The sequence below is a fragment of the Haloimpatiens massiliensis genome, assembly GCF_900184255.1.
GTDB classification, from domain to species: domain Bacteria; phylum Bacillota; class Clostridia; order Clostridiales; family Clostridiaceae; genus Haloimpatiens; species Haloimpatiens massiliensis.
On sequence record NZ_LT854639.1, the window covers coordinates 246,045 to 262,678 of the forward strand.

The following is a 16,634-nucleotide window of genomic DNA, read 5'->3' on the forward strand; positions in this document are numbered from 1 at the left end:
AATATTTGATTTCTATAATAACTTTTTAATTTTTATGAGATTTTTTTATTTATTTTCTAATTAACTTTTCAGTTTATTATTCTATTTTATATTTATTCATTAATAACTAATTGTTTTTTTATTAAGTTTATATTCATTTTACTATTTCATTAAATTAATTATCACTGAACATGTCTTGCATAAATCATCAATGCTCAATCGTTCCTCCACAGTATGAACACTTTCCATTCCACAGCTGATTATTGCACATTGGTATCCTTTTCCTGCAAGAATATTAGCATCACTACCTCCACCTATTATCACTGTTTTAGGCTGAATTTTCTCTAGTTCAAAGGCCTTAACACAGTGTTTAAATACAAAAGAATCCTTAGAAAGTTTTAAATTAGGATAATCCCTTTTAATATCTAATTCTACTTTTCCACCAAACTTTTTAGCTGCATTAATACAAGATTCTTTTATTAAATCAACCTGTTGCTTTAATTTATCCATACTATGAGATCTTACTTCTGCAGTAAACATAACTTCATCTGTAACTATGTTAGTTTGTCCACCCCCCTCTATACGTCCTATATTAGATGTAGTTTCCTCATCTATTCTTCCAAGTTTCATATTTGATATAGCTTCAGCTGCAATATATATAGCATTAATTCCTTTTTCTGGTTCAATGCCAGCATGAGCTTTTTTACCTATAAAGTTAGCCTTTATATCCTCCTTTGCAGGAGCTGCATACGCTATTATTCCTGCTGGACCTGCTGCATCTACTACCACAACGTTTTCAGTTTTAAGTAAATTACAATCAAAATTCTTAGCTCCAAGCATTCCAATTTCTTCACAAACACTAAACATAAAATATAAATCTCTATGAGGAATATTATTTTCTCTTATGTATTCAAAAGCCTCAAGAATTGCTGCAATTCCCCCCTTATCGTCTCCAGCTAAAATTGTACTTCCATCACTTTTAATAAAATTTTTATCTATTATTGGCTTGATGCCATTGCCAGGTTCAACAGTATCCATATGAGTAGCAAAACATATAGCTTCACCCTGAATGTCACCTTTTACATAAACCAATATATTTCCACAATTACCGCCAAATTTTTCTCCAGCATTATCTCTATAAACCTCTGCATTTCTCTTCTTAAAATAATTTTCTATCCAATCCGCCATACTTTTTTCATTAAGAGAAACGCTATCTATTTTAATCATGTTTAATAAATTATCAAGCATTCTTTCCTTATTAATCTGCACTACTAGTCACCTCAATTTCCTTTGAATATATCTTTCTTCCAGCGAATATAGTTCCAAATACTGATACTATTATTACCGCATAAGTCGGAGCTCCTGGTAAAAATGCAAGGAATCCTTTTTTTAATAAGAATGTCATTATTCCTGCAATTACTATAGCAACTCCACCTAATTTAGGTCTTTGTACAGCAAATTGACCAAATACAGCACCAAATAATGCTGGTAATATTAAATTAAGCACTCTAATTACTTCCTTTGGTAAATTAGCTAAAACTGATGAACCTAAAAATACTGCTACAGATAAAAATATTATATTAATTATAATTGAGACTGCTATTCCTATAGTTGATACTATAGCCCCTTCATTTGTTCCCTCTTCTACTTCTGCTGCCTTCTGAGCCGAAACAGCACAAGGTATCCTCATATTAACAAGGTTTCCTGAAAGGAAGGCCATATAAGTTCCTGGTATTCCTAAAATAGGAAAATAGGATATTGGTTCAACTACATAAAAAGCTCCACTAACACTCATTTGTGCCAAAGTACCTGCAATTATTGCTTCTATAGGGGGCTTATACCCAAAACCAAATGTAAGTACTAAAGCCGGTACCAGTGATAATATAATTCCTAATAATACAGTAGTTCTACCATATTTAATAATTTGCGGTATAAACTCTTGCTCATAATAATTTTTATTCATTTACATCACTCCCCTATTATATTTTAAAAAAATGCTCCTATTATCATTCCACCAAACATTGCAATAGACAACGCCCAATCTTTAAGCCATTTAACACCTTTTTCATTATTTAAATAGGTTAAAACTGCCATAATTATAAGTCCTGAAATACATGCTACTGACCCATTATCAAATTTTAATATTCTATCTGCATTAAAATATGCAAAAGATCCTAACATAGCTCCAGCCGAAATTATAGGAACCATTGCCTTTTTTCCATTTGATAATACATTATTTAATTTGTCCATTTTATGAGTAAATAAGAAAGTAAAGATTAGCCACCCTAAAGATCCAAGTACCATAGTCCAAACTGCATTTGTATATACTACATTATTCATTCCTGCTTTTCCTAGTGTGACCCCCATGGCGTCTGCACCAAAACCTGCTGCCATTAATTCATATGTAACAGATCCTATAAAGGACAATCTCATCCATGAAATAGGTCCTCCCATTACCACTATTAGTGATACCATACCAATGAGTATTACTAGTGAAGGTCCTATTGAAGATATAGCACTACTTTTAACTGCTGATTTCATTTGTTTGTCCGTTAATCCTATTTCCTTACCTGCTTTATAGGATTTAGTAAAGAATATAACTGCTTGTACTACTACAACAGCCACTGCTAACCCTGCTGCTACCCACATAAATGGATGATTTGCAATTTTTAAGTATTCCATAAGTATCCCTCCTATATTTTAGACATTTCCTTAATGTGTCCTTAATTAAATATTAACACTTTATTTATGGTTTTTCAACATATAATTATAAAATTCTTAAAATTTTCGAAATACAGTATATCTTGTCGTATTTAGTATAAACATGTATTCTGTATTAATATATTACCTTCCAAATAAATATGCTTCTTTTGAAAAATAACTTTGTAACAAAATAACCTTCTTCATAAATCTAACCTTAACTATAAAAATAAGCTAATCTTTAGCCCCTTTCCGCCATAGAAATAAATTATATTTATACCTATTTTTGGTAAATAAAAAAGACACTTAATATAGAACTTTGTTAAAACTTCCATACTAAATGTCTTTGAAAATTACTAGTTTACTTTATTAATATTAGTAATCTCTATTATAAAAACCTATTAATTTATACTCAAATGTTTATTTAAAAAATATTTATTATAATAATTTGCTTACTATAAAGGAATATTTACTATAAATTTATATTTACTATAAAGGAATATTTATCTTAAAAATATTCATAGGTCTGCCTACTGAATTAGGCTGAGTTGATGTAACTATTTCCCCATAATTAGCGTCAACTAATTTTTTCAATATTCTACGTGCACTTCTATCAGTTATAAGTAAAAGTTCACTAAGACTTTTTGAATCTAGGTATTCTGTGTTAGTATTTTTCATCAAATAATATATTTTAGAAAGATATGTGGTGCTAATTCCTGTGTCCTTAGCTATTTTATTAATTGCCTCGTCTAAAACTATTGACTTATAATAAAACATTTCCTTATTTCCTATTGGACCTATAACATTTTTCTCATCATCTACAATAAAATAAGCAGACTCCTTTAACTCCTTAGACTTTGCCAGTGCTATTCTAGCGTTAAAATCCGCATCATATGCTGTATTACCAAAACCAATACCTGTATATAGCTCAATATTTTCTTTTTTAGAACTAGATAATATATTCAAAAAAAACTGCTCCGTAACACCATTTTCAATAGCACCTCTAGTACTAACTATGGTAAACTGTGTATCACCACTTCTAAACATAGTTCCCTGTATAGTAGAAATGTAATCAACCAGTTGATTCTCTACAAAAATTATTTTCTTTAAAACCTCATACTGATATCTTTTAGAATCCTGTTTGATATCAACATCTACTATTTGAGTAGCTATTTGCGACTTCTTTGCAGTATTATTTTTAATTTTATATATTATATAATCAATAGAATGTCTAATAAGCGGATTAGTTATTTCCAATCTTTCCACTGGAATATTTTCTTTTTTTAATTCATTATATATCCATCCATAACTTGTAATAACCAAATCTATTTTTCCATTTTTCCATAATTCTCTATGATTTTCCTTGTACACAGCTTCCTTTTTATCAGAATCAAATGGATATATATACATATCCTTAAATTCAAATTGAAACTCTTCACATATATCTTTAAGTAGATACTCATCAACCACATCTATACTTATATTTTTAGGATTTAATCCCTTTCTTTTTATATTCCAAAATGCCTTCATTATACTTGTTCCATCTCTTGAAATAAAAAAATGGGGTTTAGTTATTTTTTTAGATTCATTTATAACCTTAACAAACCCTAATCCAGTAAATATTATTCCATCAGCTTGTTCTTCGCATAAATCCAATACATCATTACATTGATCAGTGCTATTCACAATAAAATGAATAAACTGATGCTCCTTGTAAAATTTTCTTCCAATTTTATAAACCTTATCCACAGAATCATTTGATCCAACTATAGCTATCTTCATGCAAATCACCCTCTAAAGTTGCGTACTATAAAATAGTTTTTACCCATATTTTACATTAATAGTTTAACATATCTCTATAAAAATTACACCCCTTATGAATATTTCGACAAATATCGATAGGTGCCTGACACCTAATAAAATTAGTAACACTTATACCAATTTGTTAATACACTATATTAGGTGGACAAAGTCCCCGCTATGTTAAAATTTAATATTTCTTTTAGAATATAAGGAGGTTTATTATATATGCCAGTATGTCAAACCACAGTAACAGACCCTAAAACATTGTCTCTATGCAATAATACCCCGGTAACTCCAACCACTGTAGCTGGACCATTAGTAGCTAAAATACCTGTAGTGTTGGCTGAAGTCGAGGTTCAAATAGATACAGAAGCTACCATAAACTTTCAAGAACCATTTTCTGAAATAAAAAGAATTACAAAAGATGTTTATTTAACTCAATGTAAAATAATACCTGGTACAGGAGTTGTTCAAAACGGTATTCCAGTTACAGGTAAATTATTCTTAGCAGGTTTCGTAAGAAAAAATATACAGTATGTATATGCTGATTGTGTAAGTACAGACGTAGTAAGTGGAGCTATTAGAGATATAAGTGTAGACGTGCCTTTCCAATGTGTTACAGAAATAAACTATATAACACCACCAGTATTTACGTTCTCTAATGTAGAAACTTCATTAGAATTCACATGTACTGAAAATACCTGTCAATGTGAAGATACGACTTTAGGAAGAATACCATGTGAACAAGTATTTAATCAAACAATACTATTCAATGAAAAACCTTTCTGTGAACTAATTAGTGCAAGAATATACGAATATGATATAAATAGGGAACCAGCACCAATAAATAGTAATTTCCCTGACAGATTAGAATATGATTCTTTAACAGAAAAAATGGTAATATATTTAACTTTAAAAGTTCTTCAACTTCAACAGGTTGACCTTTGTTAATGGTTTATCTTATTTATTATTTAATATAAATGCTAATAATATTAAAAATGATTTTAAATGTGATTTAACAATTTTGTTAAATTCCTTGGTCCAAGTTTTAAGCTTGGACCTATCTTAAATTATAAATAAAATCTCAAAGCAATCAGAAAAGGGGTACATCAATGCTTACTATTTTAATTTTAATAGAAATAATATATTTAATTAATAAAAGATTTTACTACTCTTATATTTATTATGCTTTAATGTACTTTTGTATAAATTCCATTAAAATAAGTAATTCTAGTAAAAATTCTTCTATTTCTAATACCCCTACACGCACTAGTGGAATATGTGATGATGCTTGTGATATGAGAAATAATACAGCTAACAGCGAAAAATCAACTCACAATGTCACCAATAATGTACCTAATAATACATCTAATAGCAGTAATTTTACTAGCAATGAAACTAACATTAATAAATATACTAATAACAACTTAACTGATAATCTATCTAATGATAATAACTCCGATAACGATAATCTAACTAATAATATACCTAACAACAATAATCCTGATAATGATAACCTAAACAATAATATACTTAACAACAATAACATTAATAATGATAACGTAACTAATAATCTACTTAATAACATCAGTTCCACTAATAATGATTTACCTATTAGTAACGAACCGTATCATAATGTAACTAATACTATAAATACTAACTGTTGTACCACTATGCCTCGCACTCTATGTAATGTTCCAATAATTTTAGGTGAGTACATTCTAGATATTCCCTTGGAACATAGTTTACAATTTGAAGAAAAAGTATTAAAAATAAGAACTATAAAAAATCTCATTGGCATTACTGAATATCATATTTTATGTGAAAATAAAATTAACTCTAGCAATTTCTCTACTGACTATATTAATAACTCCCAGATCAAATGCAATATTTTTATAAATGGGGTCTTAACAAGAAACATAGAATACTCTAGCTGTGAAGATATAAATAATTCATTTATTAAAACTTCCGTAAAAGAATTAATCAAAGCAATACCCTTTAAAACCGTTTTTTGTGTTAAGTTTCCTTACTATTTACTAAAAGACAACGCTAAAATAAATTTACATCTAAAAAAAGCTCACATAGAAGATATAAATTACAGCAGTAAAACAGAACTTATATCAGAAGCTGTAAATCTTCCTCTCCTAAGTGATTTATATTTAATAAAAGAATTACAAAGCAAGATCCTCCTAAAATTACAAATAGATTTAATAATAAATAGGCAGGTGTATATATAACTCACCTGCTTGCTTATTTCTTTCTTTAATAAGTTTTTTTGTATTTTATTACCAAAAAACATTCTTTTAATTTTTTATCTCAGAATTTTTGTAACTTTTATTACTTCATTATTAAGGGCTGTTGCACTAAGAATAAATTCTACCATATATTGTGTTAATTTTAAACTTGGAAAGCAATATATTGTATGTAAATTCTTTAATGCAGCAGCCCCTTATTTATACATATCTTATTTAAAAAATTTTCCGAGAGGTCTGATTCTTAAAAATTTAACCGTAATCGTAAAAGGTACTATACCTCATATATACTTATTTGTTCCTCTAAATACATTGAATTTTTACTTAACTTAGTCGATTAATCCTTGACTATGTTTATTATATTTAACTGTTCTTATATAGCACTTGCAATCTTTTTAGTAGTATCCACATTTTCTTCAGCAAAAGTTGCAATAGATGAAATTCTTACCTTAGTTATTTCATCCACAGTATTCTTAACTGAGGATGAAATATATTTAACAATTTCATCTATTTTTCAAACATAAGAAGCTGATTGCATTGCTAGTTTTCCGATTTCCTCTGCTACCACAGAAAAACCTTTTCCATATTCTCCGTCCCTTGCAACATCTATAAATGTATTTAAAGGAAGCAAATTAGTTTGTTTAATACCCTAATGGTATATACTAAATTCTAATATGTTAAGCATAAGTACATATATTAAGTATAGTGAACTATTAGCTTTTTAGCTTTAAGCTTTATAGTTAGACATTTCTAGTTCTTCCTCATACTAACTCATATAGTGACAAAATTGTAAGATTAATTTTTAGTTATATGACACTAATGAAAGAACTTCATTAAAAAATTAGTATATAATTGTATTTACCAAAGCAAATAGAAACTAATCAAATAGAAATTAATAATTTCATAGGAGGAATATAAAATGATCGAAATAAAAAATGTATCTAAAATTTACAAAATGGGTAAAGAAGAAGTTATAGCCTTAGATAATGTAAGTTTAAAAATAGAATCTGGTGAATTTGTTTCAATAGTAGGACCTTCTGGTTCTGGTAAATCTACTCTTATGCATCTAATAGGTGGACTTGATACCTCAACAAAAGGAAGTATTTATGTAGAAGGAAATGATATAAGTAAATTAAAAGACAAAGCTATGTCGAAATATAGAAATGAAAAAATCGGATTTATATTCCAAGCTTTTAACTTAGAAAATACTCAAACAGCCTTAGAAAATGTTATGATGCCACTAATTTTTTCAGGAGTTGGAAATAGTGAAAGAAAAAGAAGAGCATTAAAGGCACTGGATTTAGTTGGTCTTTCTGATAAAGTTAAACATAGACCTATGGAAATGTCTGGTGGACAAAGACAAAGGGTTAGTATTGCAAGAGCAATCGTAAATTCTCCTGAAATAATATTTGCAGACGAACCTACTGGTAACCTTGATTCAAAAACTGGAGCTGCAATAATGGATTTATTAAAAGATTTAAATTCTAAAGGCTACACTATAATAATGGTTACACATAACAATGAACAAGCAATAGAAGCAAAGAGAGTAATTAGAATCAAGGACGGTAAAATTCAGGAGGTCGATAAAAATGAAATTTAGTGATTCAATAAAACTTGCTTTTAGCAATCTAAAAAAACGAAAAGGAAGAACATTTTTAACAGCTTTAGCTGTAGCAATAGGTACTACACTAGTTGTAACTATGGTAGGATTAGGCTCAACAGGTGAAAAGTATATTTTAGATGAAATGAGTAAACATAGTAACATAAAAAAAATAAATGTATATCCTCAAAAATATCAAAGTTTCGACGAAATGATGAATGAATCTACTGATGAAAATACATACTATGAAGAACTTATGGAAAAAAGATTTAAAAAAATAGACAACAACACAGTAGATAAAATGAAAAATTTAAAAGGTGTAAATGAAATCTCTGCATCAGTTTTTAGTAAAATTTCAGAAATAAAAATTGGAAATAAAAATCTAAAAAAATCTTTATCAATTCTTGGATATAAGGATGCAAAAATATTTCTAAGTGATGAAATAAAAGCATTAGAATTAAAAAATAAAGATTTTAAACCTATAATCGCAGGTAGAAGCTTAACAAAAAATGATAAAGACGGCATGCTTATATCTCAAAAAACCTTAAAAGAAATGGGTATTACTGATTACAAATCAGTAGTTGGAAAAAATTTCACTATAACATCAAATCAAGCTAGTAATGGAATGAAGCTAAAACCATTAAATAAAGCAGGAAAAGTTATTGGAGTTATTAATGAAAAAATAGATGTATATAGTGGCAAAATTGTAGTACCCTTAGAAACATCATTAGAATTTAAAAGCTTTGAAGATTTAGACGCTAAATCTTTTGAAAATAAAGGCTACAATAGTATAAATATATTTGCAAAAGATGAAGACAGCGTAAAAACCGTAGGTAAACAACTTAAGACAATGGGTTACCAATATGAATCATATGAGGTAATCTCAGAACAAGTTAAAAGTGTATTTGCAGTACTAAAAGGTATACTTTCCTCTCTTGGAATAATAGTATTATTCGTTGCAGCTTTAGGAATCATAAACACAATGATTATGTCTATTTATGAAAGAACAAAATCTATTGGAATAATGAAATCCATAGGAGCATCTACAACTAACATAAAGAACATTTTTATCGTAGAATCCGGAACTATAGGATTTATAGGTGGCTTAATGGGATTATTGTTTAGTTTGATGAACAGCAAAATTATCGAAATTGCTATGAGTGCATTTTTAAAAAGTAAAGGTTCTGCAGATATTGTTATTAAATTTTATATGCCTAATTGGCTTATATGGGGTTCATTAGTATTCGCTATAGTATTAGCAGTATTAGCAGGTTTATACCCTTCTGCTAGAGCAGCAAAACTTAATCCAATAGAAGCTCTAAATTCCAAATAACATATTACTAAAACCACATATTATCAAATTGTACTTAATCAAATTATATTTAATTAAACTATATATTATGAAATCGTAAATTAATGGGATGGAGATGAAATAAATTGAAATTAGGCGATAGTATAAAAATGTCAATTAATGACCTTAAAAATAGAAAAATACGAACCTTCTTAACATGCTTTTCTATAGGTATAGGAGTAATGCTTATTGTGGTTATGGGTGCATTAGGTCAAGGTTTACAAAAATGGTCCCAACAAAAATTAAATAATATGAATGATTTAAAACAAGTTTCTGTATATCCAGAAGATGCAAAAAAAAGAGATAAATTAATTAAAGAAAATAAATATTCAAAGGAAGCAGTATTTAAAAAAATAGATTCTACTACTATTAATAAAATTAAAAAAATAAATGGTGTAGATTCTATACGCGTACAATTCGATTCCAATATTACTAGTACAAAATTTGGAGACAAAGTTGGTAAAAAAGTAGATATCATAGGCGTTGATACAAACTATACTATATTTGCTAATTCCTCAATAAATAGTATAAAAAATAATAAACAAAACAAAAATAGAAATACAAAGCCAATTATTGCAGGAAAATCATTAAATTCAACTGATACAACTTCAGTACTTGTTGGAGAGAGATATTTAAACAAGCTAGGTATAAAAAACAATTATGAAGACATTATAGGAAAGGAAATGGAATTAAAAATAGAAATTCCTCAGCAATCCTCTTTTGTAAAAAAGGTTAAAATTGTAGGGGTCATAAATAAACTTTACTCTGATTCTAACTCAATAATAACCCCTATAAATATATCCTCTGAGATACAAGAATTTATTTCAGAAGAAAAAAATTACTTAAATAATCGTGGACCTTCCTCATTAGTAATTGATGCTAAAACCATAAATGATGCTAAAAATATTTATAATGAAGTTAAAAAAACAGGTTATAGTGCAACTTCAAAGATAGATACCATTGAATATATGCAAAAACAATCTCAAATTTTAAATGTACTTCTTATGATAGGCGGTGTTATTGTATTACTAGTATCCTCCATTGGCGTCATTAATACTATGACTATGTCTGTTTTTGAAAAGACAAAATCTATTGGAATTATGAAAGCTTTAGGAGGCTCTAAAAGAAATATTAAAACTTTATTTATAGTACAATCTGGAACAATTGGTTTCTTTGGAGGAATACTTGGCGTTATTCTAGCATTAATCACATCTTCCACAGTAAACACCCTCGTACTTAACATAATGAAAAAGAAAGGTGTTGTTGATATAGAAACTCTTTTCATAACTCCATATTGGTTAATACTTGGTTCCATAGTACTTGCAATATTTATATCTACAATTGCTGGAATAATACCCGCTGCAAAAGCCTCAAAATTAGATCCAGTTGAATCATTAAGTTATGAATAAATAAACAAATAAATATATATATTGTACTTGGTTACTAATTTTAATGTTTATAGTTAAAAATTTATAGGCCTGAAAGTAAAATTAAAACAAAAATTAATTGATGCTTTATATATTTCTTATGTTCAAATTCTACTTTCATATAGAAAACATAATTTGAACATAAGAATTTTAGCATCTTATAACTTAAAATATCTCTTTATGATACTGGAAATAATACAAAAATATTATTTCCAGTATTTTTGTATAAATACCCCAATTACCATATTTAAAGTAAAAACTAGTGTTTTATTGCATAATATATTTTAAAAATAGAATTTGCATAACGCAATTTAAAATAAAGTTGATTTAATTGCAAAAATGTGTATAATAACAATTGTACACAATAATAATTATTACATAATATTAATTTTATAATTTATTGCCTATTAACACTTTAGATATAAATTTATTAATAATCATATATTTTTAAAGGGGGAATATAAATATGATTAAATGGAAAGAAGAATATAACATAGGTATTGAATTAATTGATAATCAACATAAAAAATTATTTAGCATAGCAAATGAAGCATATGCTCTTTTAAAAAATGAATTTTGCATGGATAAATATGATAAAATTGTATCTATATTAGTAGAACTAAAAGACTATGCCATATATCACTTTAATTCAGAAGAAGAATATATGACGAAAATAGGATATAACAAATTCTTTTCTCAAAAAATGGAACATGAGTATTTTGTAAATAAAATTAAAGAGATTGATTTCGACAAAATTGATATAAATCAAGATAAATACATACTTGATATATTAAATTTCATAATTAACTGGATAACCAATCACATTATTTCTAAGGATAAACTTATAAAGGAACCTTCTAAAAAAAATCTATAAGTTTTTTAAGTTTTTTAAGTTCATAAAGTTTAAAGTTTATAGGGATAATTTAAATTTATTTATAGGGACGGTTAAGAATTAATAAATTAATTCTTAACCGTCCCCTTTTTCTTTTTGCCTTTTATTCACTTTTTATTTTAAGCTCTCTTAATAACTTCAATAAATATCGACAAATATCGGCAGGTGCCTGGCACCTAACTTATATTTCATTAGAAATCAATTCTTCATAGGATTGTCTTTTGCATATAATTCTATCTTGCCTATCTTTTATAAGAACCACTGGAGCTTTCGGTATTTTATTGTAATTACTACACATAGAATATCCATAAGCTCCAGTAGAAAATACAGCTAATATGTCTCCACTTTCTGCTCTAGGTACTTGGACATTACTTAACAATATATCACCAGATTCACAGCATTTACCTGATATAGTTACGGTTTCCTTATCTTGTCCAACCACATTATTTGCAATAACACATTCATATTGCGCATTATAAAGAGCTGGTCTTATATTATCTGACATACCCCCATCCACCGATACATATTTTCTAATTTCTGGTATGTCTTTTATAGCTCCAATGGTGTAAAGAGTAATTCCAGCATTACCAGCTATACTCCTGCCAGGTTCTATCACAAGCACTGGCTTTTTTATATTTAACTGGTCACAGGTTATTTCTGCTTTATTTATAATTGTACTACAGTATTCTTTAATAGTTTTAGGTTCATCTCCTTCTGTATAATATATTCCGAACCCTCCTCCTAAATCCAATTCCTCTATCTCAAAATTGAATTGCTCTTTTATACCTTTAATAATATTCAGCATTATTTCTACTTCATCTTCAAAAGGCTGCAAATCAAAAATTTGCGATCCTATATGGCAATGTAATCCCCTTAAATACACATTAGACAGCTCTATTGCTTTTTTAACAGCATCCTCTGTACCATTATTCATCATAGTAAATCCAAATTTAGAATCAACTTGCCCTGTTTTTATATAATCATGGGTATGTGCTTCAATCCCAGGTGTTATTCTAAGAATAACATTTTGAGTTACCCCATATTTTTTAGCTATATAATTTATTTTTTCCATTTCATAAAGATTATCTACTACAAATGTCCCTACACCATATTTTATACCCATTTGTATTTCTTCATTAGTTTTATTATTTCCATGAAAATAAACCTTACTCATAGGAAATCCACTCTTAAATGCAGTATACAATTCTCCACCAGATACTACATCAAGGCAAAGCCCTTCCTGATTAATTATCTGACACATAGCAATAGTCAAAAAAGCTTTACCTGCATATGCTACTTTGTTTCCTTGACTAACTCTAAAATTATTATAGAATTCTCTGCAATTTCTTCTAATCATATTTTCATCCATAACATAAAGTGGCGTACCATATTTCTCAACTAACTTTTCGCAACTTATTCCTTGAATAAATAATTGGTTATCAATAACACTCATTCCATTAAAAATTTTCATTTGTATTCCCTCCTATAGTTTGTGTTAGTTGACTAGGATACCACAGGATGACTGCTTTTTCTTAAAGTTTACTTTGTGGTAATTAATTTTCATAATTAACTTTTAGCAATCAATTTTTAACATTTAATTTTTCTAATCTTATATTATTAATTGTTTTTATTAATTACTTTTTATCAATTATTTTTATTAACTTCTTTACTAACTTACCAAAAAATAAATGCAATGAAGGAACACCTTCATTGCATTAAACTCAAAAAAATAGCAACTTTGTGTACCTTGTAGCTCTCCACTCTTACTAAGTGACAGTCTTACATATATTCTACGCAAAACCAGAAAGCATTTTTGCTAATAACTTTCTTCGGCCATGCCTCCTTTCATTATTCTTCAAAGCTTGCAGCTCCAAATAATTACTATTAGACACAGCACCTCTACCCTAGGTAACTAACTATAATTTAATTTTATTAATCTTATTAATTTTAAAACTTATTAAAAAATATACTATCACATTTATTGTTTGAATGCAAGACAAAATTCTTAACTGTCCCTTTATCTCTCTTTATCCCTTTCCTTTATCTACATAATATTAGTTGTGCACATAACACATAATATTAATTGTATTAATTAAATGGAATAATTTGCACAGATAGGTTCATTGCGAGTATAATATTCTTGGATTCTTAATATAGTATGGATTCTTAATATAAAAATGAGGTGAAATAAAATGAAAATTTCTAAGAAAATTCTTATGATACTGTTATGTGTGATGATTACAGCGCTATGCGGTTGCAAAGAAAAAAATAATAAAACTGTGTACAATAATAATCAAGAAACATCTATGAAATCAACAGAAGAAAAAAACAAATTAAATAAAGATAATAATAATCCACAAAAAGATACTAAAGATACTGTGAAAAAAGATATGAAAAATAATCTAAATAATAAAAAAGAAAAAGATTTTCCAAAAAACATTCCCTTAAAACACAATAATGAAGATATCTGTATACTTATGTATCATTCTATCGACTATGAAAAAAACAATAATTTAAGAATGCCTAAAGAAAAATTTAGTGAACAAATGAAATATATAAAAGATAATGGCTATACGACTCTTACAGTTAGTCAATTGCATGATTTTATAGAAAAGGACAGTCCTATACCTAAAAAATCTGTAGTTATAACGCTAGATGATGGATACGCAGATAATTATACTAATGCTTATCCAATACTAAAAAAATATGGCATAAATGCTACTATATTTGTAATTACCGATTCTATAGACAAAGATAATTCCTACTTAAACTCAAAACAAATAAAAGAATTACAAAATAATGGAATTGACATACAAAGTCATACTACAAATCATCAAGAACTACATAGACTTCCTTATGAAAAGCAACTGTAAACTTTAAAAGACTCTAAAGAAGTATTAGAAAATTTATTAAATAAAAAAATAACCTGTATAGCTTATCCATGTGGTAAATATAATAATGATACCATAAGAGCAGCTAAAGAAGCCGGATATACCATGGCTCTTGCAACAGGTGGTAGACTTGGTAAAAAATCCGATGGCATATACGGTATATATACGGTATAAAAAGAATTGGTGTATATGCTGACAATGGAATGAATATAGTTAGAGCATATCTCAAATAAGAAAAGAAAAAAAGAAAAAAAAGGGACGGTTAATTTTTAAGAAAAAAGGGGTATTTAAATTTTACATAATAATAATATTTATGTAGTTTATATAATAGATTTCCCCTTTTGTTCTTCTTATATTTATCGTAAACATTTAATCATTTAATCACTTATTTAACTTAATTTCGCATTATATTTACTATATTTTTTAGCTATTAATGGATTTCACTTATGATAATAGGCTTGTACATATTAAAAATATACATGTAGATAAAACTTTCTATTAAATTAAAAATAAAAGGCTTATTGTTAAATTAAACAAAAAATTAATTCAATTTTATAATCTAAGTTCACACTCTCTAATTTTATTAGGATACCTATGTTTGGTATTGGAAAATAAATTTCTCTATTATATTTCTATATTTATCTTCTGTTGATATAAGCTCAACTCCAATAGAACAAAGCTTTGACACCCTTGATTGAGTTATATTTCCAAATATCTTACATATGTCACTACACTTAAAATCACAAAGACACCTCATTAAAAGCGCAGCGAGTGCCCTAGCAACCTTAGTATTTCTACTGTTTTTTACATATAACATTACTTTTTTTATGCCTGTTTCTTCTGCTACAAATTCCATTATTTTATCAGGATCAAAATCCCTTATCAATACTGTTTTTTCACTTCTGTATTCTGTCTTTTGGTCTTCAAATTCTATTTCTTTCTTTAATCTTTCCTCATCACAAATATACACAAACTTCATGTAATTTTCTCTTGCATTTAATACATTTGAGCCAAAGAATTTCATTACATACTCTTCATCTAAAAGCCCTGTTTTATCTTTCTCAAGACCTAAATATACTTTTAAACTTGAATACTTATATTTTTCTGGCTGATGTTCATATCCCCTTATTTTCAATGGATTATTATGAATATATGCTGATAAAACTACTAAATACCTGTCTGTATCCACTATTTTGCTCTTAAATCTATCTTGAAATAAGTGCCCACGTCTTTTGTGAATTTTATTAAATGTTATAGCGTATTTAAAATTTAAACCATGCATTATTTTTGATATGTCCGCACCATTAGAATCAATCATAAAATGAGCGTGGTTAGTCATCATGCAGTATGCATATACCTTAAATTTATACATTTGTTGCCTTTTTTTCATTTCTTCTAAATAGATATCCTTATCTTTATCTTTCTTAAATAATGGTACTTCACTTATACTTCTTATCATTACATGATATATAGCATCGTCCTCTTTTATTCTTTCTCCTCTTGGCATAATATTACCTCACTTTATAGCTATTTTTTTACTTGAATTTTCAATTGTATATTCATTACTTTTATTTGAATACTTGCCATAAAATAAAGTTATTATTCAAATTGTATTAAAAAATTGTAAATGTATTTTTCTTAACCGTCCCTTTTTTTATAACCGTCCCTTTTTTTATATTTTTATCCCTTTTTTTCTTCTTTTTTTCTAAATAAAAAATTCTTAACTGTCGCTATTTCCT

General features: G+C 27.6%; 13 protein-coding genes, 1 pseudogene and 1 riboswitch. Of the genes and pseudogenes, 7 read left to right on the forward strand and 7 right to left on the reverse strand.

Annotated features, from left to right (window positions below):
• Positions 1 to 141: 141 nt before the first annotated feature.
• The 4 genes from C1715_RS06565 to C1715_RS06580 all read right to left on the reverse strand — a co-directional run bounded on the left by C1715_RS06565 (position 142) and on the right by C1715_RS06580 (position 4,461).
• A complete protein-coding gene (locus tag C1715_RS06565) occupies positions 142 to 1,248 on the reverse strand; it encodes a M20/M25/M40 family metallo-hydrolase (RefSeq protein ID WP_242971906.1) in 1,107 nt (368 codons plus the stop codon).
• Complete coding sequence (locus C1715_RS06570) at positions 1,238 to 1,942, reverse strand: hypothetical protein (protein ID WP_102399776.1); 705 nt, start codon at positions 1,940 to 1,942, stop codon at positions 1,238 to 1,240. The genes C1715_RS06565 and C1715_RS06570 overlap by 11 nt, the downstream gene beginning before the upstream one ends.
• Before the next feature lie 23 nt (positions 1,943 to 1,965).
• The gene (locus C1715_RS06575) at positions 1,966 to 2,661 is read right to left on the reverse strand and encodes a DUF5058 family protein (RefSeq protein WP_102399777.1); all 696 of its coding nucleotides are present in this window, start codon (positions 2,659 to 2,661) and stop codon (positions 1,966 to 1,968) included.
• Positions 2,662 to 3,168: 507 nt separating this feature from the next.
• Positions 3,169 to 4,461 carry a hypothetical protein gene (locus C1715_RS06580; protein ID WP_102399778.1) on the reverse strand — a complete coding sequence of 431 codons (1,293 nt, stop codon included), beginning with the start codon at positions 4,459 to 4,461 and terminating at the stop codon, positions 3,169 to 3,171.
• A gap of 246 nt (positions 4,462 to 4,707) precedes the next feature.
• On the opposite strand from C1715_RS06580, the gene C1715_RS06585 reads away from it, so the two are divergent.
• Entirely contained in the window at positions 4,708 to 5,433 is a 726-nt protein-coding gene (locus C1715_RS06585; RefSeq protein WP_102399779.1) for a CsxC family protein, read from the forward strand.
• A 161-nt stretch (positions 5,434 to 5,594) separates the two neighbouring features.
• Positions 5,595 to 6,719, forward strand: coding sequence for a DUF7852 domain-containing protein (locus tag C1715_RS06590; RefSeq protein WP_102399780.1), 1,125 nt, complete (start codon positions 5,595 to 5,597; stop codon positions 6,717 to 6,719).
• A 529-nt stretch (positions 6,720 to 7,248) separates the two neighbouring features.
• Here C1715_RS06590 and C1715_RS06595 read toward each other — a convergent pair.
• Positions 7,249 to 7,365: a methyl-accepting chemotaxis protein gene (locus C1715_RS06595; protein ID WP_278320094.1), complete on the reverse strand. Its 117-nt coding sequence runs from the start codon at positions 7,363 to 7,365 to the stop codon at positions 7,249 to 7,251.
• 288 nt (positions 7,366 to 7,653) lie between these two features.
• On the opposite strand from C1715_RS06595, the gene C1715_RS06600 reads away from it, so the two are divergent.
• From C1715_RS06600 to C1715_RS06615, 4 genes are all read left to right on the forward strand, one after another.
• Positions 7,654 to 8,334 (forward strand): ABC transporter ATP-binding protein, encoded by a 681-nt coding sequence (locus C1715_RS06600; protein ID WP_102399782.1) that lies wholly within the window; start codon positions 7,654 to 7,656, stop codon positions 8,332 to 8,334.
• Positions 8,324 to 9,667 carry an ABC transporter permease gene (locus C1715_RS06605; protein ID WP_102399783.1) on the forward strand — a complete coding sequence of 448 codons (1,344 nt, stop codon included), beginning with the start codon at positions 8,324 to 8,326 and terminating at the stop codon, positions 9,665 to 9,667. The genes C1715_RS06600 and C1715_RS06605 overlap by 11 nt, the downstream gene beginning before the upstream one ends.
• 104 nt (positions 9,668 to 9,771) lie before the next feature.
• Complete coding sequence (locus C1715_RS06610) at positions 9,772 to 11,094, forward strand: ABC transporter permease (RefSeq protein WP_102399784.1); 1,323 nt, start codon at positions 9,772 to 9,774, stop codon at positions 11,092 to 11,094.
• 484 nt (positions 11,095 to 11,578) lie between these two features.
• On the forward strand, positions 11,579 to 11,986 hold the full coding sequence (locus tag C1715_RS06615) for a bacteriohemerythrin (RefSeq protein WP_102399785.1): 408 nt from the start codon (positions 11,579 to 11,581) through the stop codon (positions 11,984 to 11,986).
• A gap of 199 nt (positions 11,987 to 12,185) precedes the next feature.
• Here C1715_RS06615 and lysA read toward each other — a convergent pair whose 3' ends face one another.
• Positions 12,186 to 13,475, reverse strand: coding sequence for a diaminopimelate decarboxylase (lysA, locus tag C1715_RS06620; RefSeq protein ID WP_102399786.1), 1,290 nt, complete (start codon positions 13,473 to 13,475; stop codon positions 12,186 to 12,188).
• A 271-nt stretch (positions 13,476 to 13,746) separates the two neighbouring features.
• Positions 13,747 to 13,914, reverse strand: a riboswitch (Lysine riboswitch).
• A 480-nt stretch (positions 13,915 to 14,394) separates the two neighbouring features.
• Between lysA and C1715_RS06625 the strand changes: the two are divergent.
• A pseudogene (locus C1715_RS06625) lies at positions 14,395 to 15,069 on the forward strand (polysaccharide deacetylase family protein).
• A 418-nt stretch (positions 15,070 to 15,487) separates the two neighbouring features.
• On the opposite strand, the gene C1715_RS06630 reads toward C1715_RS06625, so the two are convergent.
• Entirely contained in the window at positions 15,488 to 16,402 is a 915-nt protein-coding gene (locus C1715_RS06630) for a transposase (protein ID WP_102398664.1), read from the reverse strand.
• Positions 16,403 to 16,634 lie beyond the last annotated feature (232 nt).